The following is a 26,946-nucleotide window of genomic DNA, read 5'->3' as shown; positions in this document are numbered from 1 at the left end:
ACCCCCCGAGGATATTTTTCCGGAGTGAAAGGGCGAAGGGGCCGGCCTTCCGTGGAGCGCTGCTCGTGCGGTTGTTCCGGCTGATGTTCGCCGGTGGGGTGGCTGTTGGGGGGCTTTGGCTGAGGGGGGCGGGGTGCGTGGATCAGTTCAGGCCTGCAACCCGTGCCCTGAGACGCACCAGCGCCAGCACCGTATCCACCGTGGGCGTTGGCAGCCCGAGGATGCGTCCCAGTTCGGCCACCGAACCCACCAGAGCCTCGATCTCCATCGGGCGGCCGGCCTCGAGATCCTGAAGCATCGAGGTCCGATGCGCACCCACCGCCGCGCCGCCGTCGATGCGGCGCTCGACATCGATGGGAAACCGCACCCCGAGCCGCTCGGCGATCTCCTGCGCCTCGAGCATCATGTTCCGGGCGACGGATCGGGTTCCGGGGTCGGTGCAGAGCCGGTCGAGCGTTGCCCCGGTCAGCGCCGAGATCGGGTTGAACGACAGGTTGCCCCAGAGCTTGACCCAGATCTCGTCGCGCAGCCGCGGCCGGACCGGCGCCTTGAGCCCGGAGGCCGTCAGCGCCTCGGCGAGCCGCAGCGCGCGTTCGGACCGTTCGCCCGAGGGCTCTCCCAGCGAGAAGCGGTTGCCTTCGAGGTGGCGGACCACGCCGGGTTCGACCACTTCGGCCGCCGGATAGACCACGCAGCCCAGCACCCGGTCCGGGCCGAACCCCTGCCACTGCACGCCGCCCGGATCCACGCTTTCGAGCCGTTGGCCTTCGAAGGCGCCGCCATGGCGGTGAAAATACCACCAGGGCAGGCCGTTCACCCCCGAGACGAGCGTGCCGGAGGCGCCAAGGAGCGCGGCCACCTGCGGCACCACGGCCGGGACGGAATGGGCCTTGAGCGTGAGGATCACATAGTCCTGCGGGCCGAGCTCGGCGGGGTCGGCGGCGGCGCGCACGGGCAGGGTGCGTGTCTCGTCCCCCTCGATCAGCGTGAGGCCGCGGGCCTGCATCGCCTGCAGATGCGGCCCCCGTGCGACCAGCGAGACGTCGGCGCCCGCAGCCGCGAGCCTGGCGCCGAGATAGCCGCCGATCGCGCCGGCGCCGAAGATGCAGATCCTCATGCCGGGCTCACCAGCCCGAGCTTTTCGGCCAGGCCGATCCGCTGCAGCTTGCCGGTCGCGCCCTTGGGGATCTCCTCGAGCAGCAGGACGCGGCGCGGCACCTTGAAGTCGGCGAGGCGGGCGGCGCAGAAGGCGCGGATCGAGGCTTCGTCGGCGGCCATGCCCTCACGCAGGACAACGGCCGCCGCCACCTCTTCGCCCAGCCTCGGGTGGGGCAGGGCAAAGGTCACGACCTGCTGGACGGCCGGATGATCCATCAGCACGCCATCCACCTCGAGCGGCGAGATCTTCTCGCCTCCGCGGTTGATGATCTCCTTGAGCCGCCCCGTGATCGTGAGATAGCCGTCGGGGTCGAAGCGGCCCTGATCGCCGGTGCGGAACCACCGCTGGCCTTCGGCCTCGAAGAAGCTTGCGGTGTTGGCCGCCTCGTTCGCCTCATAGCCGGGGGTCACGTTCGGGCCCGAGATCACCACCTCGCCCAGGCCCTCGATCAGCCGGTTCTCGGCCTCGTCCGCGATCCGCACCTGGGGACCCGCCGGCAGGCCCACCGAGCCGGGCTTCTGCGCGCGGGGCGGCAGCGGGTTCGAGGTCATCTGGTGGGCGGCTTCGGTCATGCCGTAGGCCTCGATCACCGGGGCGCCGAAGGTCGTCGCCAGCGCCTCCATCACCTGCGCGGGCAGCGACGCCGAGGAGGAGCGGATGAACCGCAGGGGCGCGCGGTCGATCGCGTCGGCGTTGCGGGCGGCGCGGGCGAGGATCGCCTGGTGCATCGTGGGGACGGCCGTGTACCAGGTCGGGCGGGCGGTCTCGAGCCAGCCGAAGAACTTCAGCGCGTCGAAGCCGGGGGCGCACCAGACGGAGGCGCCGGCCGCAAGGCTGGCGGCCACGGAGGCCACGAGCCCGTGGATGTGGAACAGGGGCATCATGTTGAGGCCGCGATCGTGGGCCGTCAGCGCCAGAGAGCTTGCGACATGATGGGCCGAGGCCGCGAGGTTGCGGTGCAGGAGCGGCACGATCTTGGGCCGCGAGGTGGTGCCGGATGTGTGCAGGATCAGCGCCACGTCGCGCGGCCGGGCCGTGTCGCGGTCGGGCTCGCCGGGGGCGACGCTTTCGGCGCGCAGCGAGAACCAGCCCGCCGGATCGGCCGCATCATGCCCAAGCCGCAGCACGGCAAGCCCCAGGCGGACGGCCGCCGTGAGGGCGGGGCCGTCATAGCCCTCGGGCAGGACGATGGCCCGGGCGCCGAGATCCGACAGGTAGAACTCGAACTCCTCGAGCCTGTAGCCGGGGTTCAGGGGGGCCGTCACCGCGCCTTGCGCAATGGCCACGAAGGCCGTGGCCATCTCGGGCCCGTTCGGCAGCACGATGGCCACGCGGTCGCCGCGGCCCACCCCCGCGGCGTGAAGCGCCGCCACGGAATGGCCCGCCAGATCGCGCAGGCCGCCATAGGTCAGCCAGGGCCGGTCGGGGGCGCCCACGGCCAGCCCGTCGTTGCGGTGGAAGGCGAAGAGGTCCGACAGGCTTGCGGTCATGGGCTGTTCCTTTGACAGTCGCGGGGGCGCGGATCGCCCTCTGGCGCGCCACCATCGGGGCGCGGTCACGAACCATCTCGCGCCGCAATCGCGGCGCGGTCAAGGGAGCATCCTCGCTGCGCGGCAGCGACGCCGGGCGGCCTTGGCCCTGTCAGAGGCGGGGGATCAGACCACCTCGACCCGCAGCGTGCCGAGCCCGTCGATGTGGGCCTCCATCACGTCGCCGTGCACCACGGCACCCACCCCTGCGGGGGTTCCCGTCAGGATCACGTCGCCCGCCGCGAGCGCGAAGTGGCGCGAGAGGACGGCGATCATCTCGGGCACCTTCCAGATCATCTGGTTGAGGTCGCCCTCCTGACGCAGATCGCCATTGACCGTCAGCGCGATGCGCCCCGCCTGCGGGTGGCCGGTCGTCGAGGCCGGATGGACGGGGCCCACCGGCGCGGACTGTTCGAAGGCCTTGCCGACCTCCCAGGGCCGACCGGCCTTCTTGGCCTCGGCCTGCCGGTCGCGCCGCGTCATGTCGAGGGCCACCGCATAGCCCCAGACATGGCCCATGGCCTCGTCCACCGGGATGTCCGTTCCGCCAGAGCCGAGCATCACCGCCAGTTCGACCTCGTGATGCACGTCCGAGCTTTCGGGCGGGTAGGGAAAGCGGCCGGACGGGTCGAGGTTGTCGGGGTTCTTCTGGAAGAAGAAGGGAGGCTCGCGGTCGGGATCGCCGCCCATCTCGACGGCGTGGGCGGCGTAGTTGCGGCCGATGCAGAAGACACGCCGCACCGGGAACAGCGCGTCGGTGCCGACGACGGGCAGGCAGGGCACGGCGGGCGGGGCAAAGACATGGGCAGGCATCGGATCTCCTCGGTGGTCGCGGTTGGATGCAGGGTGGGGCAGGGCCTGCGAGGGGCCCCGGGGCGGCTCACAGGCTCGCCATGGCCTCGGCCGCGATGGTGAACGAGCGCCGGCGGGCCTCGGGGTCGTGGATCTGGCCGGTGAAGATCACCTCCTCGGGCCGGTGCCGTTCGATCAGTTCGGCGAGCTGGCGCCGCACCGTCTCGGGGCCTCCGGTGGCCGAAACCGCCAGCGCCTGATCGACAAGGCGCAGCATGGCGGGCTCGACATGGGCCGAGATATCCTCGACCGGGCGGGGCAGCTTGCCCGGCCGGCCGCTGCGCAGGTTGGCGAAGGCAAGCTGGGCCGAGCTGCGGAGATAGCGGGCCCTCGTCGTCATCGGCCCCGGCAAAGATGTTGATCGCGATCATGGCCCGCGGCCGGTCGAGCTCGGGCGAGGGGCGGAAGGTCTGGCGATAGGCCGCCAGCGCCGTCTCGAGGGCGGGAGGGGCGAAATGCGAGGCAAAGGCGTAGGGCAGCCCGAAATGGGCGGCAAGCTGCGCCCCGTAGAGGCTCGAACCGAGGATCCAGATCGGCACGCGCGTTCCTTCGCCCGGCACGGCCTGTATGGCGCCGGTCTCGGCCTCGCCGAAGTAGCGCAGCAGCTCCAGCACATCGGCCGGGAAGTTGTCGGTCACGTCGAGATTGCGCCGCAGCGCCTGCGCCGTGCGGGCGTCGGTGCCCGGAGCGCGCCCGAGCCCGAGGTCGATCCGGTCGGGATAGAGCGTGGCCAGCGTGCCGAAGGCTTCGGCCACCATCAGCGGCGCGTGGTTCGGCAGCATGATCCCGCCCGAGCCCACGCGGATGCGCGAGGTGTGGGCGGCGACATGGCCGACCAGCACCGCCGTTGCGGCCGAGGCGATGCCCGGCATGGCATGGTGCTCGGCAAGCCAGAAGCGGCTGTAGCCGAGCGCCTCGGTGTGGCGCGCCAGCTCGGTGATCTCGCTCAGGGCGGCGGCGATCGTGGCGCCTTCGGGCACCGGGGCAAGATCGAGGACGGAATAGGGGATCATGGCAGGTTCCTTTGCCCTTGTGCGGGCTCCGATGGCCCTCGCGCCGGGCGAGGGGCATGTTCTGCGGCCGGATCGACCGGACGGGACCTCAGCCCGGTTCGGATCTGAGGGGGCGGATTGCGGAGGGCAAGGGCTCGGGCGGTGGCCGGCGGATCGTATCGGCCTCTTCGGCCTCGGCGATGTCGATTTCGCGCTGCCATTCGCGCCACATCGAGACGAGCAGCGCCATCAGCACCGGGCCCACGAACAGGCCGACGATGCCCATGGTCTCGATCCCGCCGACAAGCCCGAAGAAGGTGGGCAGGAAGGGCAGCTTGACCGGCCCGCCGACGAGCACCGGACGGATGGTCTTGTCCACGATGAACAGCTCGATCGTGCCCCAGAGGAAGAGGCCGAGCCCCGCCCAGGGCGAGCCGCTGGCCGCGAGATAGGACGAGGCGGCGACGACGCAGAAGGGCGCGCCCCCCGGCACCAGCGCCATGAAGCCCGTGATGACGCCCAGCGTCACCGGCGAGGGCATCCCGGCGATCCAGTAGGCGGTGCCGAGCACCACGCCCTCGCCCATGGCGATCAGCGTCATGCCGGTCACGGTCGAACTGATCGTGGCCGGCACCACGCGCGAGATCCTGTCCCACCGGTCGGGCAGGATGCGGCTGCCCACGCGGTCCACCTGCGCGGCGATCCGCTCGCCGTCGCGGTAGAAGATGAAGAGCGCGATCAGCATGAAGAGCAGCGTCAGCGCGAGGTGGAAGGCGAGCGTGCCCGCCGTCAGGATCCCGCGCGAGATCGTGCCGATGTTGGCGCCCGAGACGAGCTGGACCATCTCGCTGATCGCGCCCGGCTCGCCGATATAGGCGCGCCACTTCTCGCCGATCCAGGGCCCGACATGGGGCAGCGTTTCCAGCCAGACCGGCGGCGGTGCGCCGAGGCTGTTGGTGTTGATCGCCCAGCCGATCCAGGCCTGCAACTCGCGGAAGGCATAGAGCAGCGCCATCATGACCGGGATCACGAGAAAGCCCACGATCATCAGCAGCAGCAACGCGCCCGCCCCGGCGCGGCCGATCGGCAGCGACCGCTCGAGCCTCAGCAGCAGCGGCCAGCTTGCGAAGGCGATGATGAGCGCCGCCAGCACCGGCACGAGGAAGCCGTGAAAGAAATAGACCGACGCCGCCAGAATCAGCAGGAGCAGCCAACGGGCCGCCGATATGTCGGTGATGAGCGGCCTGCGCGCGCGTTTGAGCCGATCCTGTCGGTCACTCAGCGCTTCGGATTTCGTCTCGTTCATCGCGGTGCCGGCCGTGCCTCCCTGGTGGCGACTGGGCGCCGCCAGATCCTATTTAAGCAAAGATCGGCAGGATGCACCTCCGCAGGCGCGGTTCGAGACGAAAAAACAGGTGGCTCAGGCGGTGCGCCTGCGCTCCTGCCGGGCCGAGAGGCGGGTCATGACGCTCGGCATGACATTGGCCAGCAGGAAGTCGGGGTTGATCCGCTTGCCGCAGAACTGCGAGGCCGGCATGCGGCAGGCCCGCATCGAGCAGCATTCGGCGTTGTGCGGGCACGCCACGCCCGCCACCGAAGCCGTCAGTTGCGACAGATGCCGGAAGCCGGCATCGGCGCCGGCCTCCTTCAGCATCGACGGCGCCAGCTGCGCCAGCCCGCCGCCGATCAGGATCCGCTGCTCGGGCAGATCCCGGCGGGCGCGCAACGCCGCGATCAGCCGCAGCGTCTCGCGATCATGGTCGGCCCCTTCGAGAAGGCTGGGCGCCACGACCAGCGTCGCGGTGCGCGTGGCCCTGAGGCGCCCGATCAGATCCTCGGCGCTCTCGGGGTGGAGGATCGAGGTGGACCAGCCCGCCGCGCGCAGCATCTCGCCCGCAAGCGCCGCCTCGAGGATCGGCGTCTGTCCGGGGACCGCGGTCACCGTCACCGCCCCCACGCTGTTCTGCGGGTCGGGGAGGTGGTGGATGCGGCGCAGCACCATCTGCAGGGCCGAGCAGGCAAGCGTCAGGCGCAGCCGCGTCGTACGGTCTTCGGCAAGATCGCGCAGCATCCGCTCGGCGCAGGTTTCGTAGAGGCGGGCGAAGTCGGCCGCCGTTGGCGCATGGGCCCGCAGCAGCGACTCGAGCTCGGCGATGCGGCCGAGCGGGTCGGCGAGCAGCAGGTCAGACAGCCGCGCCACGGCCCCGGCTCGGGCCGAGCGGCGGGCCGGCCCGTCGTGCAGCGGGTAGATGGTAGCGGTGCCCTCGTCCGCGTCCGAGGTCAGGCTGCGGGCCGCACAGACGTCGGAGAGGAAATCGCCCACGGTGGCGATCCTGTCGAAGGAGAGGCCGTCGGCGCTTTCGGGCAGCAGGCTGCGGCCCACGGCGACGATCTGCCGGCCGTCCGTGATCCCGAGGCTGCGCAGGTCGCTCTCGGGGCAGCAGAGCTGCATGTTCCAGCCGGCAAAGCGCCGCTCGGTGGCGGGCTCCTTTGCCAGCAGTTCGATCCCGGAATGGCGCCCGTCCCGCAGGATGCCGTCGAGAAGCCCGTTCACCGCCTCGGCCGGTCCTTCGAGCCATTGCAGGAAGCGGCCGTCCGCGTAGAAGAGCGCGCCGGTGATCTGCAGTTCGGCGTTGCGCCGGCGCGAAGCCTCGACGATGTCGATGAGATCGCCCATGGTGAGGCTTGGAGCCGCGAGGCTGCGGTAACAGCAGGAGATCAGACCCGAGCCCGCCATCGCGACCTTCGCCTCTCGTTCCTTGACCATCCCTCGCCCCTTAATGCCGTGGGGATTCAGAAACAACCTTGCCGTCGGCGCAGGCCACCGCCTGCGTCAATTCGCCTGATCCGTCTCTGTCCTGCTGCTCTCCGGGCGTTCCCGCGCCTCGGAGTATGTCGTCTTCCGGGACCTCCGGCGGCAGATGAGCTTGCCCCGGCGATCCGTTCGCGGCCGAACCCTGGTGTTACAGGCGAGGGCAGAGGGGGCGGTCCATCGACGGCCGTTCCACGCTGCATTCGCCTCACTCGCACGATGGCTGCAAGCATCGTTTCCGCCGCGGATCGAGTCAAGGATCGGCCGGGGGGGTGCGTCAACATATACCTGAGATGGTCTTTTTCCGACCTTCCCGCGGCGAGGTGCGGGGGGTGCCGCGCTGTCGAGGACGTGAGGACCGCGCCGCTTCAAGCCCCTTGCGCAGCGGGGAAAACTCGGTGCCAATCAAGCCCTGCCCGAAGGAGGATGGGAATGGAGGATGCGGGACCGACCGCGGTGATCGTTGCCCACGGGCAGCCGTCGGACCCCGTGCCGGCGGCGGCCGAGATCGCTGCGCTGGCGGCGGCCGTGTCAGGGCATCTGCCCGGCTGGCGCGTGCGGGCGGCGACACTGGCCGAGCCGGGGGCGCTGGCGCGCGCGGTGCAGGGGGCGCCCGGCGTCGTCTATCCGCTCTTCATGGCGGGGGGGTGGTTCACCCGCACCAACCTGCCCCGCCAGCTGGCCGCGGCGGGCGGAGAGGGCTGGCGCCTCGCCGAGCCGTTCGGAACCGATCCGGCGGTCGGCGATCTGACGGTCGCCATCGCGCGTGAGGCCCTCGCCGTTGCTCGGGCGCCTGCGATCCTGCTGGCGGCGCATGGCTCCTTTCGCAGCAGCGCCCCGTCCGATGTCGCGCACGCCATGGCCGAACGGCTCGAGCAGGAGCTGGGCCTGCCCTGCAAGGCCGCCTTCATCGATCAGGAGCCGCGCATCGTGGAGGTCGCCCGGCGCATGCGGGAGGCGCTGTGCCTGCCCTTCTTCGCGGCCCGCGGAGGACATGTGGTGAGCGACCTTCCCGACGCTCTGGCCGAGGCGCGGTTCCGCGGCCCCGTGCTGGAGCCGGTGGGCCTCGATCCCCGCGCGCCGGCCCTGATCGCGCGGGCCATCGCCGCCCTTGGCACGGCACCGGGCGGCTAGGTCAGCGCATCCGTCCGCACTTGGGGTGGCCGGATCTCGGCCTCTTCGAGTGCGGCGCGCATCCGCTGCCAGAGCGGGGGCAGCGCCTCGAGATGGGCGGCCACGGGTACCCCGGTCCGCAGCGCCTCCTGCAACTGGCGAAGGCAGCGGTGGAGCGGCCCGGTGCCGAAGGTCGAGACGGCGCCGGCCATCTGGTGAACGAGCCGCCGCGCTTCCTCGGGTGCGGGCTCTGGCCCGAGCGCGCCGAGCCGGTCGAGGATCGCCTCTCCGTCGAGGATCATCTGGCGGATGAGGGCCGACAGCGCCCCCCGGCCGATCTGCCCCGCAAGCTCGTCGAGGCGCTGGAGGTCAAGCGCCTCCTCGGGGGCAGGGACAAGCGGTTCGAGCGGCTGGCGCAGCAGGCGCAAGAGGGACTCGCGCCCGACCGGCTTTTCAAGGCAGCCGTCGATGCCGGCCCGGCGCAGCGCCTCGGGGGCGGCTGCGAGCGAATGGGCCGTGACGGCAAGGATGCGAGAGCCCGCGCTCGGACCGCCGCCGTCGCGGATGCGGCGGGCGACCTGCAGTCCGTCGAGACCCGGCATGCTGATGTCGGTCAGGATGACATCGAAATGCCGTGCCTGCGCGGCCGTCAGCCCCTCGAGACCGCTGCGGGCCGTCAGCACCTGATGGCCGGCGCTCTCGAGGAAGTTCTGCGCGATGAAGCGGTTGATGTCGTTGTCCTCGATCAGCAGCACCGACAGCGTCTCGCCCTGCCCCTCGGCACTGTCCGCGGCCTCGCCACGCGCGCGCTGGAGCGGCAGGCGCAGCGTGAAGCGGCTGCCGTTGCCCGGTGCGCTTTCGACGGTCAGATCGCCGCCCATGATTCGCGCCAGCCTGCGGGCGATGCCGAGGCCGAGGCCGGTGCCGCCCGACCGCCGCTCGTAACTGGCGTCGAGGGTCACGAAATCGTCGAAGATCTTCTCGTGGTTCTCGGGCGCGATGCCGATGCCGGAATCGAGCACGCGGATTTCGAGAGTGGCGCCCAGCACCTCGGTCTCGACGATGATCCGCCCGTTGCGGGTGAATTTCGCCGCGTTGTTCAGCAGGTTGAGGATCACCTGCCGCAGCCGTGCCGGCTCGCCGTTCAGAAGGCCCACGGGGCCCGTGATCGCGCGAAGGTCGATCCGGTTGCCCACGACCGCCGCGAACCCCGACTGGTTGGCGATGCACTCGGCCAACAGCCGGTCGAGGTCGAAATCCACCATCTCCGCCTCGGAGGGGCGGGCCTCCGAGCGGGCGATGTCCAGGACGGAATTGACGTGGTCGAGCAGGATCTGCGCCGAGGCGCGCAGCACCGAGACCAGCTCGCGCTGGCGCATGTCGAGGGGCGTCTGGTCGAGAAGCTCGATCGAGCCCGCCAGACCGTTGAGCGGCGTGCGCATCTCGTGGCTCATGACGGCCAGGAAGTCCGCACGCGCCTGTTCGCCCGCCAGCGCCTGATCGCGGGCCTCGGTCAGTTCGCGCTCGGCGCGGCGGCGGGCCGAGATGTCGCGCATGAGCGCCACGATGATGTCCTCGCCCTCGACACGCGCCGCGGCGAGCGACACTTCCACCGGAAACCGCAGCCCGTCGGAGTGAACCGCCTCGAGTTCGAGCCGCAGGGGGCCGTCGAGACGCGGATCCGAGGTGCGCAGGGCCTCGACCACGAGCGTGCGCTGGCGGCCCTGCAGTTCCGCCGGAAAGAGAAGCTCCATGGCGTCGGCGCCGCACAGTGTTTCGCGCTGATGGCCGAAGATGGCGAGGGTGGCGCGGTTGCAGTCGATGACCCGCCCGCTCCAGTCCGTGACGAGGATCGCATCGGCCGAGATGCGGAAGATCGCCTCCAGCCGGGCGCTGGCGCGCCGGGCCGTGTCCGCCTGCTCGCGCGAGCGGAGATAGAGCCGCAGAAGCTGGAGCGAGCCCGCCGACAGCACCAGCACCAGCGTGATGGTCAGCGCGACCAGCCTTGTCAGCGAGTTGGCGATGATCTCGCGGTTCTTCGCGGCGCGCACCGCCTGGTCGTGGCTGGCAGAACCGGCGAGCCGGTCCAGCACCTGCTGCTGCTGTTGCAGGGTGCGGCCAAGCTCTGCCCGCAGCTGCGCGACCGCCCCATCCGGGGCAGGGATCAGCGAGGCGGCCTCGTCGGCGAAGGCCTCCAGCCGGGCCATGTCGGCGGCATAGCCGGGCTCCCACAGCAGGGCGCTCTGGGCCAGAGCCGCTCCAAGGTCGCGGACGGGCGCCTGCAGCGCCTCGATCGCGGCGCGGGTCTCGCCGGGCGAGGCGTCGCCCTCGAGCCGCCCGGCCAGCCGCTTGAGGCCTGCGTCCACATCCGCGATCTCGGCCTGCACGCCGCCCGACGCCATGAGGTCGAGCTGCTGGAACCGCTGCCGGGCGTCGAGCGCCAGGGCGAGGATGACACTGGCACCCGCCAGCACGACGAAGACCGCAGCCGGCAGGCGGAGCTTCTGCCAGAGTCTGGGGCCGGATTCGGCCCGCCGGACATCCGCTTCGCGTCGCGCAGCCATGACCTTACCCTAGATCAGGGCCCGAGGCCGATCCAGTCTGCAGGTGGCCGCGGCCGACGACCCGCCGAAGATGTGATCGGGGCAGGCCGCGCCGTCACACGGTATGGAGGTAGAGGTCGTAGTCCACGTCCGGGATGGTCCGCGCGACGCGGGCGTATTCGGACTCCTTGATGGCGGTGAAGGTTCGGTGCATGTCCGGCCCCAGCGCCTCGCGCAGGAAGGCGGAATGGCGGGCCGCCGCAATCGCGCTGCGCCAGCAGGTCGGGATGGGTTGGGTGTCGCCCGGATCCTCGTAGCCGTTGCCGGTGGTTTCGGGGCCGGGGTCGATCTGCTGCTCGAGCCCGCGGCGGATGCCCGCAAGAACGGTGGCCGCCACCAGATAGGGGTTGGCGTCCACGCCGGCCGGGCGATGCTCGATCCGCCGGGCGCGGATGTCGCCCGCCGGGATGCGCAGCGCGACCGAGCGGTTGTTCACCCCCCAGGTGGGCGAGACCGGCGCGTAGCTCTGGCTCGCGAAGCGGCGCCACGAGTTGGCGTGAGGGGCAAAGACCAGCATCGACTCGCCCATCGTCTCGCGCAGGCCGCCGAGCGCGTGCAGGATCGCACGCGACCACTGGCCCTCGGTCTCCTCGACGAAGATGTTGCGCCCCTCGCGGTCGCAGAGCGAGACATGCAGGTGCATCCCCGAGCCCGCGTAGCTTTCCACGGGCTTGGCCATGAAGCAGGCCGTGACGCCATGCGCCCGCGCCTGCGCCCGCACGATCCGCTTGAGCCGCATCAGATCGTCGGCCGCCTGCAGGATGTCGGTGCGGTAGTGCAGCGTCAGCTCATACTGCCCCGGCGCATATTCCGAGATCATCGTCTCGGCCTTGATCCCGGCCTTTTCGGCGCCTGCGTAGATGTCGGAAAAGAGCGGCATCATCCCGTGCAGGTGATCGACCGAATAGACCTCGGTCTTGCGGCTCATGCGGCCGTCGAGCACGTCGGCGGCCGGCTGCACCCGCCCGTCGGGGCCGCGCTCGTTGGCCAGCAGGAAGAACTCCAGCTCGAAGGCGGCGGAGGGGTAGAGGCCCAGATCGGCCAGCGCCTCGACCTGCCGGGCGAGCGCGTGGCGCGGGTCTGAACTCATGGGCCGGCCGTCGAGGTCATACATGCACATGAAGACCTCGCCCCGCGGCGGGGTGGTGCCATGCAGCGGCACCAGCGTCCCGGGGATCGGCCAGGCGCGCAGGTCGCCGTCGCCCTGATCCCAGATCAGGCCGGTCTCGTGCACATCCTCGCCGCAGATGTCGAGGCCGAGGATCGAGATCGGCAGGTGCCGCCCGCCCTTGTAGAAGGACAGAAGCTCGTGCCGGCGGATGATCTTGCCCCGCCCGATGCCGTTGGCGTCGTGCAGGATGATGTCGAAGGCCTCGATCTCGGGGTGCTGGGCCAGGAAGGCCTCGGCCTCGGCCAGGGTCGAGCCGGAGGGGCTGGGTTGGTCGGTCATCGGTGCGGTCACGCGAAAAGCTCGGTCAGGATGGCGTCAAAGGCGGCGATCAGGCGGTCGATCTGGCGGTTCCGGGTGACCGGGCTCACCAGCATCATGTTGTGGAACGGCGCGATCAGCGAGCCGCGGTTCAGAAGCCCCAGATGCACCGCGCCCTCGAGGCGCGGGTGATGGGAGCGGGCGGCCTCGGCCCCGTTGCGCAGCGGGCCCGGCGCGCAGATGAACTCGACCCGCGCGCCGACCCGGACGACATGCCAGGGCGCCTCGACGCGCGAGATCACGGCCGAGAGGCCCTTGGCCAGCCGGTCCGCGCCCTTCTCCATCCGGGCGTAGGCTTCGGGGGTCATCACCTCGCTCAGGGTGGCGCAGAGGCAGGCGAACTGCATCGGATTGGCCGCGAGGGTCGTGCCCATGCCGCTGTGCCCCTCGGGGCGCGCCGCGTCATAGGCGGCAAAGCGCGCGGCAAGATCCGGCGTCAGGCCCCAGACCGCGGCGGGCATCCCGCCCGCCACGCACTTGCCGACCACGAGGATGTCCGGCGACAGGCTGTGCACCCGTCCATAGCCGCCGAGGCCCGACGAGAGCGTGTGCGTCTCATCGAGGATCAGCACCGCCCCGTAGCGCCGCGAGAGCGTGCGCAGCGCGTCGTGAAAGCCCGCTTCGGGCAGCACCATGCAGGAGTTGGTCATCACCGGCTCGGTGAGAATCGCGGCGATCTCGCCCGTGGCCAGCGCCGCCTCGACGGCCGCGATGTCGTTGAACTCCACCGCGACGGCCTTGGCCGCGAGATCCGCCACCTGCCCCACGAGGCCCGGCCGCGGCCGGGTCTGCCCGCCCTCGAGCATCACCATCGTGTCGTCCACGGTCCCGTGGTAGCAGCCGTTGAAGACCAGCACCTTGCGGCGCCCCGTCACCGCCCGCGCCACGCGCAGCGCGAAACGGTTGGCGTCGGTCGCGGTCAGCGCCACCTGCCACCGGAACTCGCCGAAGGTGCGGCTGAGCAGGCGGCCCGCCTCGAGGGCTGCGGCGGTCGGCAGCATGTAGGTCAGCCCGTCCCGCGCCTGCCGGCGGATCGCCTTCGCGACCGGCGGGGGCGAGTGGCCGAACATCGAGCCCGTGTCGCCAAGGCAGAAATCGTCGAACTTGTGCCCGTCGAGGTCGATGAGACGCGAGCCCGAGGCCTCGGCCGCCACCAGCGGAAAGGGCGAGGGCCAGTCCTTCATCCAGTGCATCGGCACGCCGCCAAGCCAGCCCGAGGCGCCGTCCTGCAGCGCCGCGCGCGAGCGCGGATGGGCATGTTCGAAGGCGGCGGTCTCTCGGGCGAGGAAGGCCGCGATCCGCCCGTCGAGCACGCCGGCCGTCCGCGTCACCGCCTCGATCATGCGCCCTCCACCGGGCGGAGGATGCGGTTCACATGCCCCATCTTGCGCCCGGCCCGCGCCTCGGCCTTGCCGTAGAGGTGGATCGCGGTGTTGCGTTCCAGCGCAAGCGCGGGCACCCGCGCCACGTCATGGCCGATCAGGTTCTCCATCTCGACATCCGCGAAACGCGAACCGTCGCCCAGCGGCCAGCCGGCCACCGCGCGGATATGCTGCTCGAACTGGTCCACCGCGCAGCCGTTCTGCGTCCAGTGGCCCGAGTTGTGGACCCGTGGCGCGATCTCGTTCACCAGAAGCGCCTCGGGCGTCACGAACAGCTCCACCCCCATGACCCCCACATAGTCGAGCGCGTTCAGGATCCGTCCGGCCAGCAGCACCGCGTCGGTGCGCTGCGAGGCGGTGAGGCGGGCGGGAACGGTGGTCGTGTGCAGGATGCCCGAGAGATGGACATTCTCGCCCGGCTCATAGACCGCCACCGACCCGTCGCGCCCGCGCGCCGCGATGACCGAGACCTCGTGGGTGAAGCGGACGAAGCCTTCCAGCACGGCCGGCTGCCCACCCATCGCCGCAAAGGCCTCGGCCGCGTCGTCGGGGTCCATGATCCGGACCTGCCCCTTGCCGTCATAGCCGAGCCGGGTGGTCTTGAGGATCGCGGGCGTGCCGATGCCGTGGATCGCCGCCTCGAGATCCCCGCGGGTGGCGACGGGCCGGAAGGGCGCGACCGACAGGCCGAGGCCGGTCAGGAAGCCCTTCTCCTCCAGCCGGTCCTGACTGACGGCAAGCGCGCGACGGTTCGGGTGGATCGGCTTCAGCGCCTCGAGCAGGTCGAGCGCCGAGGTCGGGATGTTCTCGAACTCGTAGGTGATGACATCGACCGCGGCCGCAAAGGCCCGGAGCGCGGCCTCATCCTGATAGGAAGCCGTCGTGACCGCATGGGCCACATCCGCGGCCGGCGGGTTCGCCCCCGGCTCGAAGACATGGGTGCGGAAGCCCAGCCGCGAGGCCGCGACCGACAGCATCCGCCCGAGCTGGCCCCCGCCAAGGATGCCGATGGTGGCTCCGGGGTGCAGGCGGTCAGTCATCGGAAGGCTCCTCGGGGATGGAGGCGGAGAGGGCGGCGCGCCAGTCGTCAAGCCGCTGGCCGAGCGCCGGATCGGAGATCGCGAGGATGCCCGCCGCCATCAGGCCCGCGTTGGCCGCGCCGGCCGCGCCGATCGCCATGGTGGCCACCGGAAAGCCCCTGGGCATCTGGACGATGGAATAGAGGCTGTCCACGCCCGACAGCGCCCTCGTCTGGACGGGCACGCCGATCACCGGCACCCGCGTCTTCGATGCCATCATGCCGGGCAGGTGGGCCGCGCCGCCCGCGCCCGCGATGATGACCTTGAGGCCGCGTTCGACGGCCGCCTTGCCGTAGCTCCAGAGCCGGTCGGGCGTGCGGTGCGCCGAGACGATCTTCGCCTCGTAGGCGATGCCCAGCTCGTCCAGGATCGCGGCGGCCTCCTTCATCGTGGCCCAGTCGGACTGGCTGCCCATGATGATCCCAACGTCCACAGCCATGCGCGACACCCCTGCACTGCCTTGAGCCGCGCACTATAGCCAGCGGCGGGGAAGGGGCAAGCGGGCGCTGCCGCAAGGGCCGACCGTTCCGCCCGCCTGTCCGCCGTGAAGGCCGGCCGTTCGCGCTTCTTGAAACGGCACGTGCACGCCGTTTCAGGCCAGTGAATGGCACGACGCAGGCCCCGCGGCCGCGATGCGTCAGGCGATGATGTCGGGGATGAGCTGATCCTCGATCTTCACGATCTGGTCCTTGAGGCACAGCTTCTGCTTCTTGAGCCGCCGCAGCGTCAACTGGTCGCCCCGGCCACCGGCCTCGAGCGCGGAAATCGCATCATCGAGATCGCGATGCTCGCGTCGGAGCACCTCGAGCCGGATGCGCAGCATGTCTTCAAAGCTCAGTTCAGGGGACGCATTCATGAATTTGACCTGTCGGGAAAGTTCGCCCGTTGCGTTTTGGATGAGTCGCCGTACCACGAATATACAGATCGCGAGCGTTTGCGGGAAGAATCCTGCATGGATCCAGATGTCGCGTTCACTCGATTTGGAACGGATCGGGGCCGGAGGCGGGGCAGGGCCCGGCGCCGCCCGCGTTCCCGCGCGCAAAAGCCCGTGCCGACCCCGGCATCCGGCCCCGCCGCGCGGCGCCACCGGCCTTGCAAGGCGCCGGTCATCCGCCCATATCTGGGAAACGGAATGCCCGCGTGGGGTTCCACAGAGAAATGTCGCTTGTGCAAGGACATGACGGAATGACCAAACTGACTTTCGGGGGCCATCCCTTCCTTCTCGGCTTCGAACAGCTCGAGCGGCTGGTCGAGCGGACGGCCAAGACGGCAAGCGAGGGCTATCCGCCCTTCAACATCGAGGCCGTGGCCGAGAACGCCTACCGGATCACGCTGGCCGTCGCGGGTTTCCGCGAGGATGACATCGCCATCACGGTCGAGGATCGGCAGCTTGTCGTGCGCGGCCGCCAGACCGAAGACGCGGCCGAGCGCGTGTTCCTGCATCGCGGCATCGCCTCGCGCGCGTTCCAGCGCAGCTTCGTGCTGGCCGACGGTGTCGAGGTGGCGGGGGCGAACATGGAGCACGGGTTGCTGCACATCGACCTCAGGCGGCTGGTGCCGCAGCCGATGGTGCAGACGATCCCGATCGGACGCAGCCGCGCGATCAAGGAAGGAGTCGAGCAATGAACACGCCGTTTGATTTCCCCGAAGGTATGGGCAGGCTGGTCTATGTCCGTCCGGTGCCCGTGGCCGAGCTTCCCGAGGAGGTTCAGCCGATGGCGCGCGGGCTGGACCACATCTTCGCGGTTCATGCCGCGGACGGAGAGCGCCTCGCGCTGGTGCGAGACCGCCACCTCGCCTTCGTGCTCGCCCGCCAGAACGATCTTGCGCCGGTGAGCGTTCACTGATCCTGCGCATCCTCGCTCCGCGGCTGCCGGCGCAGGCGGCGATCCCGCTGGTTCTGCGTGCCTTCGACGGCCCGCTTCGCCTCGGCCGGCCTGATGATCGGGGTACGCCCGGCCGCGGGCCTTGTGGCGAGGGTGGGTCTTCGTGGGCCAGCTCTCAGCCCGCGGGCTTCGGCCTCGGGGTCGCGGTCAGGCGGTAGCTGACGGCTTCGGCAAGATGCGGATGCCGCACCTCCTGCGCGCCGTCGAGGTCGGCGATGGTGCGGGCCACGCGCAGGATCCGGTGATAGGCACGGGCCGAGAGGCCGAACCTCTCGGCCACGCGGCCGAGCAGGGCCCGCCCCTCCGCGTCGGGAGAGGCGATCTGTTCCAGCAGCGGGCCATCGGCGTCGGCGTTCACCCGGATCTGCGGCAAACCGGCGTAGCGGCGAGCTTGAATCGCGCGGGCCCCGGCCACGCGCGCGGCGACGGTGGCGGAATCCTCGGTCGCGGCCGGCAGGCTGCCGTCCACCCAATCGACCGGAGGCACCTCGATCCGCAGGTCGAACCGATCCATGAGCGGGCCCGAGATCCGGCCCAGATACTCGTCCCCGCAGGACGGCGCGCGGCTGCAGGCCCGGGAGGCATCCGCCAGATGGCCGCAGCGGCAGGGGTTGGCGGCGGCGATCAGCAGGAACCGGCAGGGGTAGCGGTAGCGCGCCTCGGCGCGGGGCACCATGATCTCGCCCGTCTCGAGAGGCTGGCGCAGCGTGTCGAGCACCCGCGGCGGAAATTCGGGCAGCTCATCAAGGAACAGGACGCCGTTGTGGGCGATGCTCACCTCGCCGGGGCCCGCCCGGCGCCCGCCGCCGACGATGGAGGCGGGCGAGGCCGTGTGGTGGGGATCGCTGAAGGGCCGCGTCCGGCTGATCCCGCCGTCGCCGAGCTTGCCGGCGAGCGAATGGACCATCGAGGTCTCGAGCGCCTCGGCCGGGCTCATCGGCGGCAGGATGCCGGGCATGCAGCGGGCGAGCAGGGACTTGCCCGAGCCCGGTGCCCCGATCATCAGCAGGTGATGGCGGCCGGCCGCCGAGATCTCGAGCGCGCGCCTGGCCCGTTCCTGCCCGTTCACCTGCGCAAGATCGCAGGCGGCGGCGGGGCCGCCCGTCACCTCTCCGGCCTCGGCGGGCGTGATCGGCGACTGGCCGGAGAAATGGCGCACGACTTCGGCGAGGGTGCTTGCGGCGAGAACCTGTGTTGCGGCGACCCAGGCCGCCTCGGCCCCGCAGGCCTTCGGGCAGAGGAGCGAGCGGTCCTGCTCGGCGGCGGCGACCGCGGCGGGCAGCGCGCCCGCCACCGCCACAAGCCGCCCGTCGAGCGACAGTTCGCCGATCGCAAGCGTCTGCTCCACATCGTCGGCCGGGATGATTTCGAGCGCGGCAAGAAGGGCAAGCGCGATGGCGAGGTCGAAGTGCGATCCCTCCTTGGGCAGGTCGGCGGGCGAGAGGTTCACGGTGATCCGGCGCGAGGGCAGCGCGATCGACATGGCGGCGAGAGCCGTCCGCACCCGTTCGCGCGCCTCGGAGACCGCCTTGTCGGCCAGACCGACGATGGCGAAGGCCGGCAGGCCGGGCGACACGGCGCATTGCACCTCGACGCTGCGCGGGTCGATGCCTTCGAAGGCGACGGTGAAGGCTCGGGCGATCATGGACTTCCCCTCTCATCCGAGGCTTAGCGGGAAATCCTTGATCATGCGTTAACCAGAACCAGGCCCGACCGGGCGGCGGACGGGAGGGGCGCGGCGCGCCCCTCCCGCTCGATCAGGCCGCCGCCACGGCGTTCTGGTTCACTTCCGAGCCCGCCAGATCGTTCAGCAGGCTGTCGGTCTTCTTCTCCTCCTCGAGCGTCTCGGCGAGGATCTTGGCGGCGTCGTCCATCCCGAGGGTCTTGGCCCAGGCGACCAGCGTGCCGTAGCGGGCCATCTCGTAATGTTCGACCGCCTGCGCCGCGGCCAGGAGTGCCGCGTCGAGCGCCGGGCTGTCCTTGTACTCCTCCATCACCTCGGAGCCTTCCTCGATGATGCCGTCGATCGCCGGGCAGGTCTTGCCCTGGGCGCGCTTGCCCAGAAGCTCGAACACCTTCTCGAGCCGCTCCTTCTGGCCTTCGGTCTCTTCGCGGTGGGTCTTGAAGGCTTGCTTGAGCTGCTCGGACTGGGCCGCCCGCGCCATCTTGGGCAGGGCCTTCAGGATCTGCCGCTCGGCGTAGTAGATGTCCTTCAGCGCGTCGAGAAAGGCCGCGTCGAGTTCCTTGGTCTTCATGTCCGTCTCCATGCAGATTGTGGCCTTGGAACGGCTGCGGCGCGCGCTTGTTCCGCAGACTGTGGGCTTCGGCTCCGGCCGCGTGGAAAACCCGCACGGCGGCCGGATGGGGGCTGGACGCGCGGCCGGGTCAGGGCAGGCCGGCCTCGGCCGCCGCCTGATCGGTCAGGATCCGCACCGGCGTTCCCTTGTAGGCCGGCGTCCCCGACAGTTCGTCCCGCGCCGAGAGGGGAACGAGGGCATTGGCCTCGGGGTAATAGGCGCCGACGCAGGCATCGGGCAGGTCGTAGGCCGTCACCCGCATGCCCGACACGCGCCGCCGGATGCCGTCGCCGACGGCGCATTCCAGCGTCACCCTCTGCCCTTCATGCAGCCCGCGCCGCGCGATCTCCTCGGGGTTCATCAGCACCACATCGCGCGATCCTTCCAGCCCGCGCAGCCGGTCCGAGAAGCCGTAGATCGTCGTGTTGAACTGGTCGTTCGAGCGCAGCGTGACGAGGGTCATCTCCTCGCCCTCGGGCGGCTCGCCCAGGGCGCAGAGCTGCTCGGGCGCGGTGAACTGGGCCTTGCCGCTCTCGGTCTTCCACTCGCGCTCGCGCGCGGCGTTGCCGCGGTAGAAGCCGCCGGGCGTGAAGAGGCGCGCGTTGAAGGCGGCGAACTGGTCGGGCCAGCAGGCCTCGATCAGGTCGCGGATGTGGCGGTAGTCGCCCACCCAATGCTCCCACCGCAGGCTGGGGTTGTCGTCCAGCGTTGCCCGCGCGAGGCCCGCCACGATGGAGGGCTCGGACCGCAGCCAGCTTGAGGCGGGCGGGCGCTTGCCCACCGAGCCGTGAATGTGGCTGAGGCTGTCCTCCATCGAGACCGCCTGAGGGCCGGTCGACTGGCGGTCCTCCTCGGCCCGCACGAGGCAGGGCAGCAGCCAGCTGTCCCGGCTTACCAACGTGTGCGACCGGTTGAGCTTGGTGGCGATCTGCACGTTCAGCTCGAGCCCCGCCCAAGCCTTGTCCGTCCGGCTCTGGTCCGGGATCGCGCGGGCGAAATTGCCGCCGAGCGAGAGGAACGCCTGCATCGTGCCATCCAGCAGCTTCTCTGCGGCCACGGCCGTGTTCCAGCCCTCGTCCCGCGGGATGTTCAGGTTGAACAGCTCCTCCAGCTTGTCGATCGGCACCAGCGAGGGCTTTTCGCTGATCCCCACCGTCCGCTGGCCCTGCACGTTGGAATGGCCGCGGACCGGCGAGACGCCCGCGCCCTTGCGCCCGATGTTGCCGCGCATCAGCAGCAGGTTCACCAGCATCGCGATGTTGAGCCAGCCGTGCACATGCTGCGTCAGGCCCATGCCATAGATGCCGATCACGCGCTCGGACCGGGCATAGATCTCGGCCACCTGCTCGAGATCGGAGCGGCGCAGCATCGAGACGCGCTCGATCTCGTCCCACGTGGTGTCGCGGATGCGGGCCTCGAACGCGTCGAAGCCCGAGGTGTGCTCGGCCACGAAGGCGCGGTCGATGATGCCGCCGCGCGTCTCCTCGAGGGCGAAGAGGTGCTTGCAGATCCCCGCCAGCGCCGCGATGTCGCCCCCCGGCCGGACCTGCAGGTAGATGTCCGAGATCCGCGTGGGGTTGCCGAGCGTCATCTGCGAGGGGTTCTGCGGGTTCACGAACTCGACCAGCCCGCGCTCGCGCACCGGGTTCAGCGTGACGATCCGGCAGCCGCGCTGCACCGCCTTCTGCAACTCGTGCAGGAAGCGCGGGCTGCTGGTGCCGGTGTTCTGGCCGAGGAAGAGGATCATGTCGCAATGGTCGAAATCCTCGAGCACGCAGGTGCCGACCGACGAGCCGGTCACCTTCTTCAGCCCGACGCTTGTGGTCTCATGGCACATGTTGGAGCTGTCGGGCAGGTTGTTGTGCCCGTAGGCGCGGGCGAAGAGCTGCCAGAGGAAGGCCGTCTCGAGGCTGGCCTTGCCCGAGGTGTAGAAGACCGTGCGGGCGGGCTCGAGCGTGCGGAGCCGCGATCCGATCTCGCGGAAGGCGTCCTCCCAGGTGACGGGCAGATAATGGTCGGTCGCGGCGTCGTAGCGCATCGGGTGGGTGAGACGCCCGCTCTTCTCGAGGTCGTGGTCGGACCAGTCGCGCAGCTCCGAGACGGAATGGCGGGCAAAGAACTCGGGGCCGCAGCGGTCGGTGGTGAGGTCCCAGATCGTGGCCTTGGCGCCGTTCTCGCAGAACTCGAACAGGTGCGGCTTGGCGGGCTTGGCCCAGGCGCAGGAGGTGCACATGTGCCCTCCGGGCTTGTTCTGGCGCATGAGCGTCTGGACCACGCCCGGCCCCGGCTTCTGGTCGAGCAGCACCTTGGCGATGCCGCGGACCGATCCCCAGCTTCCCGAGGCTCCTTCATAATGCGGCGTGTCCTGACGCTGCCGGTTCTCCTTGGGCTGGTTCATCGGGTCCTCCTTGACTGGCGGGGGTGCAACCGGCGCGAACGCCCGCTGTTCCGTCACTTTGCCACGAGGCGACCGGATGGCTGCCCAGGGATGCAGCGGTGCGAGGTCGGCGAGTCCCTGGTCCTGCCGAACGTGCCGGTCGCTGGAACATATGTCTCGCGGCCCCTGTTCCGCGGCAGGACAGCAGCAGGAGGGACATCATGACCAAGGCCGATGCCGGCGGCGCGACGGAAACGTTGGTCGAGGAGATCCTCGATCTGTCGCGTCAGCGGCTGACCGGAGAGCTTTCGCCCTGGTTTGCCGAGCGTCTGGCCGAGCAGGTGGAGCGAGGCCTGTTCCTTCCGCCCCGCGATCTCGATCTGATCGGCGCACGGCTGGTGCAGGATCTTGTCGATTACCGGACGCAGGCTTCGGTCTCGACAGCGGTCCTCGGCATGTCGGGTGGGGTCGATTCGGCGCTGACGGCGGCACTGTTCAAGGCTGCGGGCTGGCGCGTGGTGGGCCTGACGCTGCCCATCGAGCAGAACCCCGAAGAGACCGAGCGCGGCATCGAGGCCTGCGAGGCGCTGAGGATCGAGCATCTCCATCTCGATCTCTCGCAGGCCTACCGGGCCGCGGTCGCGCAGCTTGGCGATCTCGATGGCGATCTCGTCACGTCGGACGAGGGGCCCGCCCGCACGCGGCGGGGCAACCTCCGGGCGCGGCTTCGGATGATGACGCTTTACGATCAGGCGCATCGGCTGGGGGGCCTCGTGGCCAGCACAGACAATTTCTCGGAACTCGGGGCCGGGTTCTGGACGCTGCATGGCGACGTGGGCGATCTGGCGCCCGTCCAGTCGCTGCTGAAGTCGTGGGAGGTGCCGTGGCTGGCGCGCGCCCATGGGGTGCCCGAGCGCACATGGCGCGCCATGCCGACCGATGGGCTGGGGATCGGCGGCGGCGACGAGGCCCAGATCGGCGCCACCTATCTGGAATGGGACATCGTGCAGTTCGCGCTGGCCTCTGCCCTGCGCGACGATCCGGGGCTGACCACCCAGCATCTCGCCTTTGCGCTGCGGATGGATGAGGACCGCCACGCCCAGGAGGTGCTCGGCACCGTTCTGGCGCGGATGAAGGCCACCTGGCACAAGAGGGTCAATCCGATCCGGTTCGACCATCCCAAGGCCGACCGCTACGAGCCGCTCGACCGTCTCGATGAACGGCTGTTCCGCCCGGCGGTGCTGCGCGCGGACCAGTCGCTCCTTGGCTTCTCCGGAGAGATGCAGGATCTTGCGGCCCGGCTGGTGCGGGCGCTGAAGGCTGCCGACTGTCGGCTGGTGACGGCCGAGTCCTGCACCGCCGGCATGATCGCCGCCTGCGTGTCGGGCGTTCCGGGCTGTTCGGGCGTGCTCGAGGGCAGCTTTGTCGCCTACCGTCCCACCATGAAGTTCGCGGCCCTCGGGGTGCCCGAGGCGCTGATTGCCGAGAAGACCGTCTATCACCCGCAGGTCGCGCGCCGCATGGCCGAGGGCGCGCTGGCCGCAGCCCCCGAAGCCGATCTGGCGCTGGCCGTGACGGGGGTGGCGGGCCCCGGCGAGGACGAGGGCCATCCGCCGGGTTATGTCTGTCTCGCCGTCGCCCTGCGCGGGCGCGAGACGCGCATAAGCGAGCATTACCTGCCCGGCAGCCCCCGGCAGGTGCTGGCGGCCACCGTTCGCCGCTCGCTCGAGGAGGGGCTTTCCGTGCTGCAGGAAGCCAAGGGCTGATCAGTCGGGCCGCAGGTAGTCGGGCAGGCGCGGCGCGGCCGTGCCTTCCGCGCCCCAGCTGTCCGAGACGGTCATCGTTCCCGCCCCGATCAGCTCGAGGCACTTGGGAATGGCCGCGAACACCGCCTGCAGCGAGAGGGCGATGGCGGCCGACTGCCCCGGCAGGTTGACGATCAGCGTCCGGCCCCGCACCCCGGCCGTCTGGCGCGACAGGATCGCGGTCGGCGTCTGCTGCAGGCCGATCATCCGCAGCAGTTCGCCAAAGCCCGGCAGTTCCTTCTCGATCACGCCCACCATCGCCTCGGGCGTGAGGTCGCGCGGCGAGGGGCCGGTGCCCCCCGTGGTGAAGACGAGGGCGGCGCCCTCGCGGTCGCAGAGGTCGATCAGCGTCTCGCGCACCGACTCGATCCCGTCCGGCACGATCCGGCGCAGGATCTCGTGCTCGGATGTCACGGCGGTGGCCAGCCAGCCGGCGATGGCGGGGCCGCTGAGGTCCTCGTATTCGCCGCGGCTGGCGCGGTCCGAGGCGGTCACGATGGCGATCTTCACGTCTGTCGCTCCTTCCGGTGGTCCGGCCCACTCTGGCCCGGCGCGCCCGGAAGGAGAAGCCCCGGCTTTGGCGGACGGCGTGCGCCCCGCCGCTTTTCACCTGACGGGCGGGTCATTGCGCCCTACTCTGGCCCGAAAGGGAGGATGACGCATGAAGATCACCGCAGCGGTGCTGGAGCGCGACGGGATCGCGGGGAACTACGCCGAGGAGCGGCCGCTCGTGGTGCGCGACCTCGATCTCGAGGCGCCGGGGCCCGGCGAGGTGCTGATCCGGGTGGCCGCGGCCGGCGTCTGCCATTCGGATCTGTCCGTCATCAACGGCACGAGGCGTCGGCCGCTGCCGATGGTGCTCGGCCACGAGGCGTCCGGCTATGTCGAGGCGCTGGGCGCCGGTGTCGAGGATCTCGAGCCCGGCGATCACGTCGTCTGCATATTCGCCCCCGGCTGCGGCCGCTGCACCCCCTGCGCCGAGGGGCGGCCCGCGCTCTGCGAGCGGGCGGCGCGGCATCACGGGGTGGGCGAGCTGATGACCGGGCACCGGCGCCTGTCGCACGAGGGCCGGCCGGTCCATCACCATCTGGGCATTTCGGGCTTTGCCACCCATGCGGTGGTGGCCCGGCCCTCGCTTGTCCGGGTGCCGCGGGATGTGCCGCCCCATGTCTCGGCGCTGTTTTCCTGCGCGATGCTGACCGGGGCGGGGGCGGTCTTCAACACGGCGCAGATCCGGCCCGGCGCCCGTGTGGCCGTGGTGGGGCTGGGGGGCGTGGGCCTGTCGGCGATCCTTGGCGCGGCCGCGGCAGGGGCGGGCGAGATCGTGGCCATCGACCCGTTCCCGGCCAAGACCGAGGTGGCGCGCGACATGGGGGCGACCCTCGCCGTGCCCGCCGACGGGGACACGGTCGCTGCCGTGCGCGAGCTGACCGGCGGCGGCGTGGATTATGCCTTCGAGTTCGCGGGCTCGATCCGCGCGCTCGAGACCGCCTTCGAGGTGACGCGCCGGGGCGGGATGACCATTACCGGCGGGCTTCCCGCCCCGCACGAACGGATGCCGCTCGACGCGCTGAAGCTGGTGGCCGAGGAGCGCACGCTGAAGGGCAGCTACATCGGCTCCTGCGTGCCGCAGCGCGACCTGCCGCGGATGCTGGCGCTGCACCGGCGCGGTCTCCTGCCCGTCGAGAAGATGCTGACCCACCGGCTGAAGCTTGACGAGATCAACCTCGCGATGGACCGCCTGGCCGATGGCAGCGCCATCCGGCAGGTGGTGGAGATCGAATGAGCGCACGGCGCCGCCCCTTGCGCCCAAAGCCCGCGGCCCGTCCCGCCGACGAGGGGCTGACACGGACGTGATCCCGGCCTCGCGTTGTGCCGCGCGGGTTGATCCCGTGCGCGAATGGGACGAAAAGCAGCCTCTGAAAAGCGGCCCGTTCCGCAGGAAGGTGAAAGCATGGGGATCACATCGGACATGACCGCAGGGGCGTCGCACAGGCTGTCCGTCGCCCCGATGCTGGATGGGGCCGACTGACCTTAGAACGCCATTTGCGACAAGATGTTAGGCGCGACTGATGTAGTCCTGTAGTCCCGATGTAGTCCCGAGGTCGCCATGGACGAGGCCGAGATTTCCGCTCTGACGGCCGCGTTGCTCGACGCCGAGGCCGAATTCTACGACGATCCGGCGCGCCTGTTTCACCAGGGTGGACAGCGGTCATGACGGGAACCGCGGCGGCGCGAGCCTACGAGGACCCTGGAGCGCTGGCTGGAGTGGCCGTGCGGGTGCCGGAGCGGATCAGCGGTCGCTGAGATCCGCGACGTTAACGACCTGTCAACGATCGGCATCGACCATATGTATGGCTTGATCCACCGACTCGCGTGAGGCAACGTCGGAAGGGGAGGACAGCAGTTGAGGAAGCGATGAGGACCGCGCTCGTGGGACGGAGGAGACGGGGGCGCTGGATCGCGGTGATGGTCGCGGCCTTCGTCAGCATGAGCGTCATCGATGCCGCGTTCGGCGATACGGTGTCTCACCCCCTAGCTCTAACGGCCGTCGGCATCCTCTCTATCATCGCCGTCATCGAATGGCTGAAGCAGTGACAGCTGCTCCGGCGCTTCCTTGATCGAATGAACTGCGGATATTGTCCTCGACACCACCCGCCAGGCACCGCTATCCAGTTCCTCCACGATCTTTATGTCGACGTCCATTACGACGCCTTCAATCATGGGAATCTTGATCTTTCCCGACAACAGGTCACGAACGAAGCGCTTGTCTTCGATCTTCGCTCCGAACTCGCCGCCGGCCGATGAGAACCGCCATTGCTTCGCGTCTCCGCGCAACCTGGGCTGCACAAGCAAGACCGTGGCACGTTCTATTCGTGGTCGCTTCTTAGCGTCTTCGACGACTTCGACAGGCTTCGACAGCGTAGCGAATTGCTCCCGCGGTATGATCGCCTCCGGAGGCTGGTCATGGTCGAGAGCTATGCCGACACCGGTCACGGCTGGATCGGCTCGTATCTCGCTGAAGAACCTCCGGACGTGAGCTTCACCGACCCCATTTCGCCTAGCAGCTTCTATGGCCTTGATGCATCGCTGAGCCTCTTCATCGTCAAGCTTCGTGGCCTCGAGTTGATGTTCGGCCCATAATGCGGCGACTACCGCATCATCGATCATCTCCCACACCTTCTCAGCGTAGTGGCCCAGTCCGATATCTAGGAAGAACCACGACATGATACCTAGGATCGCGGCGTGGGTGACTGTGATCCGCCGCTCCACTCCGTCCTCGCCATCCTCCGTCTCGCGGTTAGGGAAGACTACCTTGACCAAGGTGTTCAGCCGCAGGCTGCCTTCTGCGGTGTTCTGTATTCCGATCTTCAGTTCCAGCCCACCGTCGACGAACTCAGCCATCTCCCGCATGGCAGCGGCGAATTCAAGCGACGCTCTAGAAACCACTTCCAGGTCGGCGACCTGACCATCGGAAAGTTGCAGGTAGAGGCTTAGCGGAACACCAGTTTTCAACGTAAGCTGACGCCGAGGGCCGTCTGGACTTCCCGGCTTTTCTCATCTGCCATGA

At 69.9% G+C, this 26,946-nt stretch carries 21 protein-coding genes and 1 pseudogene; 5 read left to right on the top strand and 17 right to left on the bottom strand.

Going from position 1 to position 26,946, the window contains the following annotated elements:
* Positions 1–142 precede the first annotated feature (142 nt).
* The 6 genes and pseudogenes from FG154_RS17775 to FG154_RS17750 form a co-directional block, all read right to left on the bottom strand.
* Positions 143–1,117 carry a 2-dehydropantoate 2-reductase gene (locus FG154_RS17775; RefSeq protein WP_186312425.1) on the bottom strand — a complete coding sequence of 325 codons (975 nt, stop codon included), beginning with the start codon at positions 1,115–1,117 and terminating at the stop codon, positions 143–145.
* Complete coding sequence (locus FG154_RS17770; protein ID WP_145110826.1) at positions 1,114–2,649, bottom strand: acyl--CoA ligase; 1,536 nt, start codon at positions 2,647–2,649, stop codon at positions 1,114–1,116. Before FG154_RS17770 ends, FG154_RS17775 begins: the two co-directional genes overlap by 4 nt.
* Before the next feature lie 165 nt (positions 2,650–2,814).
* Entirely contained in the window at positions 2,815–3,501 is a 687-nt protein-coding gene (locus FG154_RS17765) for a fumarylacetoacetate hydrolase family protein (RefSeq protein WP_145110823.1), read from the bottom strand.
* Between the two features lie 67 nt (positions 3,502–3,568).
* Positions 3,569–4,553, bottom strand: a pseudogene (locus FG154_RS17760) (LLM class flavin-dependent oxidoreductase).
* 88 nt (positions 4,554–4,641) lie between these two features.
* On the bottom strand, positions 4,642–5,838 hold the full coding sequence (locus FG154_RS17755; RefSeq protein WP_145110821.1) for an AI-2E family transporter: 1,197 nt from the start codon (positions 5,836–5,838) through the stop codon (positions 4,642–4,644).
* 114 nt (positions 5,839–5,952) lie between these two features.
* Positions 5,953–7,299, bottom strand: a complete 1,347-nt coding sequence (locus FG154_RS17750) for a BLUF domain-containing protein (protein ID WP_145110818.1) — start codon at positions 7,297–7,299, stop codon at positions 5,953–5,955.
* A gap of 477 nt (positions 7,300–7,776) precedes the next feature.
* Here FG154_RS17750 and FG154_RS17745 point away from each other — a divergent pair, with 477 nt between their 5' ends.
* Positions 7,777–8,478 (top strand): CbiX/SirB N-terminal domain-containing protein, encoded by a 702-nt coding sequence (locus FG154_RS17745; protein ID WP_145110815.1) that lies wholly within the window; start codon positions 7,777–7,779, stop codon positions 8,476–8,478.
* Here FG154_RS17745 and FG154_RS17740 read toward each other — a convergent pair.
* From FG154_RS17740 to FG154_RS17715, 6 genes are all read right to left on the bottom strand, one after another.
* Positions 8,475–11,021, bottom strand: a complete 2,547-nt coding sequence (locus tag FG154_RS17740; protein ID WP_145110812.1) for a hybrid sensor histidine kinase/response regulator — start codon at positions 11,019–11,021, stop codon at positions 8,475–8,477. The two genes, FG154_RS17745 and FG154_RS17740, sit on opposite strands and share 4 nt — an antisense overlap.
* Before the next feature lie 94 nt (positions 11,022–11,115).
* Positions 11,116–12,510 carry a glutamine synthetase family protein gene (locus tag FG154_RS17735; RefSeq protein ID WP_145110810.1) on the bottom strand — a complete coding sequence of 465 codons (1,395 nt, stop codon included), beginning with the start codon at positions 12,508–12,510 and terminating at the stop codon, positions 11,116–11,118.
* Positions 12,511–12,518: 8 nt separating this feature from the next.
* Positions 12,519–13,892 (bottom strand): aspartate aminotransferase family protein, encoded by a 1,374-nt coding sequence (locus tag FG154_RS17730; protein ID WP_145110807.1) that lies wholly within the window; start codon positions 13,890–13,892, stop codon positions 12,519–12,521.
* The gene (locus FG154_RS17725; protein WP_145110804.1) at positions 13,889–14,971 is read right to left on the bottom strand and encodes a 5-(carboxyamino)imidazole ribonucleotide synthase; all 1,083 of its coding nucleotides are present in this window, start codon (positions 14,969–14,971) and stop codon (positions 13,889–13,891) included. The genes FG154_RS17730 and FG154_RS17725 overlap by 4 nt, the downstream gene beginning before the upstream one ends.
* On the bottom strand, positions 14,964–15,449 hold the full coding sequence (purE, locus tag FG154_RS17720) for a 5-(carboxyamino)imidazole ribonucleotide mutase (RefSeq protein WP_145110801.1): 486 nt from the start codon (positions 15,447–15,449) through the stop codon (positions 14,964–14,966). The genes FG154_RS17725 and purE overlap by 8 nt, the downstream gene beginning before the upstream one ends.
* A gap of 198 nt (positions 15,450–15,647) precedes the next feature.
* Positions 15,648–15,866: a YdcH family protein gene (locus FG154_RS17715; protein WP_145110797.1), complete on the bottom strand. Its 219-nt coding sequence runs from the start codon at positions 15,864–15,866 to the stop codon at positions 15,648–15,650.
* A 302-nt stretch (positions 15,867–16,168) separates the two neighbouring features.
* On the opposite strand from FG154_RS17715, the gene FG154_RS17710 reads away from it, so the two are divergent.
* On the top strand, positions 16,169–16,636 hold the full coding sequence (locus FG154_RS17710; RefSeq protein WP_011909997.1) for an Hsp20 family protein: 468 nt from the start codon (positions 16,169–16,171) through the stop codon (positions 16,634–16,636).
* Positions 16,633–16,857 carry a DUF1150 family protein gene (locus FG154_RS17705; protein WP_011909998.1) on the top strand — a complete coding sequence of 75 codons (225 nt, stop codon included), beginning with the start codon at positions 16,633–16,635 and terminating at the stop codon, positions 16,855–16,857. The genes FG154_RS17710 and FG154_RS17705 overlap by 4 nt, the downstream gene beginning before the upstream one ends.
* Positions 16,858–17,011: 154 nt before the next feature.
* Here FG154_RS17705 and FG154_RS17700 read toward each other — a convergent pair whose 3' ends face one another.
* From FG154_RS17700 to FG154_RS17690, 3 genes are all read right to left on the bottom strand, one after another.
* Positions 17,012–18,541, bottom strand: a complete 1,530-nt coding sequence (locus FG154_RS17700; protein WP_145110794.1) for a YifB family Mg chelatase-like AAA ATPase — start codon at positions 18,539–18,541, stop codon at positions 17,012–17,014.
* 112 nt (positions 18,542–18,653) lie between these two features.
* Complete coding sequence (locus FG154_RS17695) at positions 18,654–19,151, bottom strand: YciE/YciF ferroxidase family protein (RefSeq protein WP_246100391.1); 498 nt, start codon at positions 19,149–19,151, stop codon at positions 18,654–18,656.
* A gap of 130 nt (positions 19,152–19,281) precedes the next feature.
* A complete protein-coding gene (locus tag FG154_RS17690; RefSeq protein WP_145110788.1) occupies positions 19,282–21,591 on the bottom strand; it encodes an FdhF/YdeP family oxidoreductase in 2,310 nt (769 codons plus the stop codon).
* Between the two features lie 200 nt (positions 21,592–21,791).
* Between FG154_RS17690 and nadE the strand changes: the two genes are divergently transcribed.
* A complete protein-coding gene (nadE, locus tag FG154_RS17685) occupies positions 21,792–23,336 on the top strand; it encodes an NAD(+) synthase (RefSeq protein WP_145110785.1) in 1,545 nt (514 codons plus the stop codon).
* Here the strand turns inward: nadE and mog are convergent, their stop codons facing one another.
* Positions 23,337–23,885 (bottom strand): molybdopterin adenylyltransferase, encoded by a 549-nt coding sequence (mog, locus tag FG154_RS17680; RefSeq protein WP_145110782.1) that lies wholly within the window; start codon positions 23,883–23,885, stop codon positions 23,337–23,339.
* Positions 23,886–24,036: 151 nt separating this feature from the next.
* Between mog and FG154_RS17675 the strand changes: the two genes are divergently transcribed.
* Positions 24,037–25,161, top strand: coding sequence for a zinc-binding dehydrogenase (locus tag FG154_RS17675; protein WP_145110779.1), 1,125 nt, complete (start codon positions 24,037–24,039; stop codon positions 25,159–25,161).
* Positions 25,162–25,916: 755 nt separating this feature from the next.
* Here the strand turns inward: FG154_RS17675 and FG154_RS17670 are convergent.
* Positions 25,917–26,891, bottom strand: coding sequence for a hypothetical protein (locus FG154_RS17670; RefSeq protein WP_145110776.1), 975 nt, complete (start codon positions 26,889–26,891; stop codon positions 25,917–25,919).
* Positions 26,892–26,946 lie beyond the last annotated feature (55 nt).

Origin of the sequence: Cereibacter sediminicola (assembly GCF_007668225.1) — a bacterium.
GTDB classification, from domain to species: domain Bacteria; phylum Pseudomonadota; class Alphaproteobacteria; order Rhodobacterales; family Rhodobacteraceae; genus Cereibacter_A; species Cereibacter_A azotoformans.
Note: the sequence above shows the minus strand (reverse complement) of the source record. Positions and strands in the feature narration are given on the sequence as shown.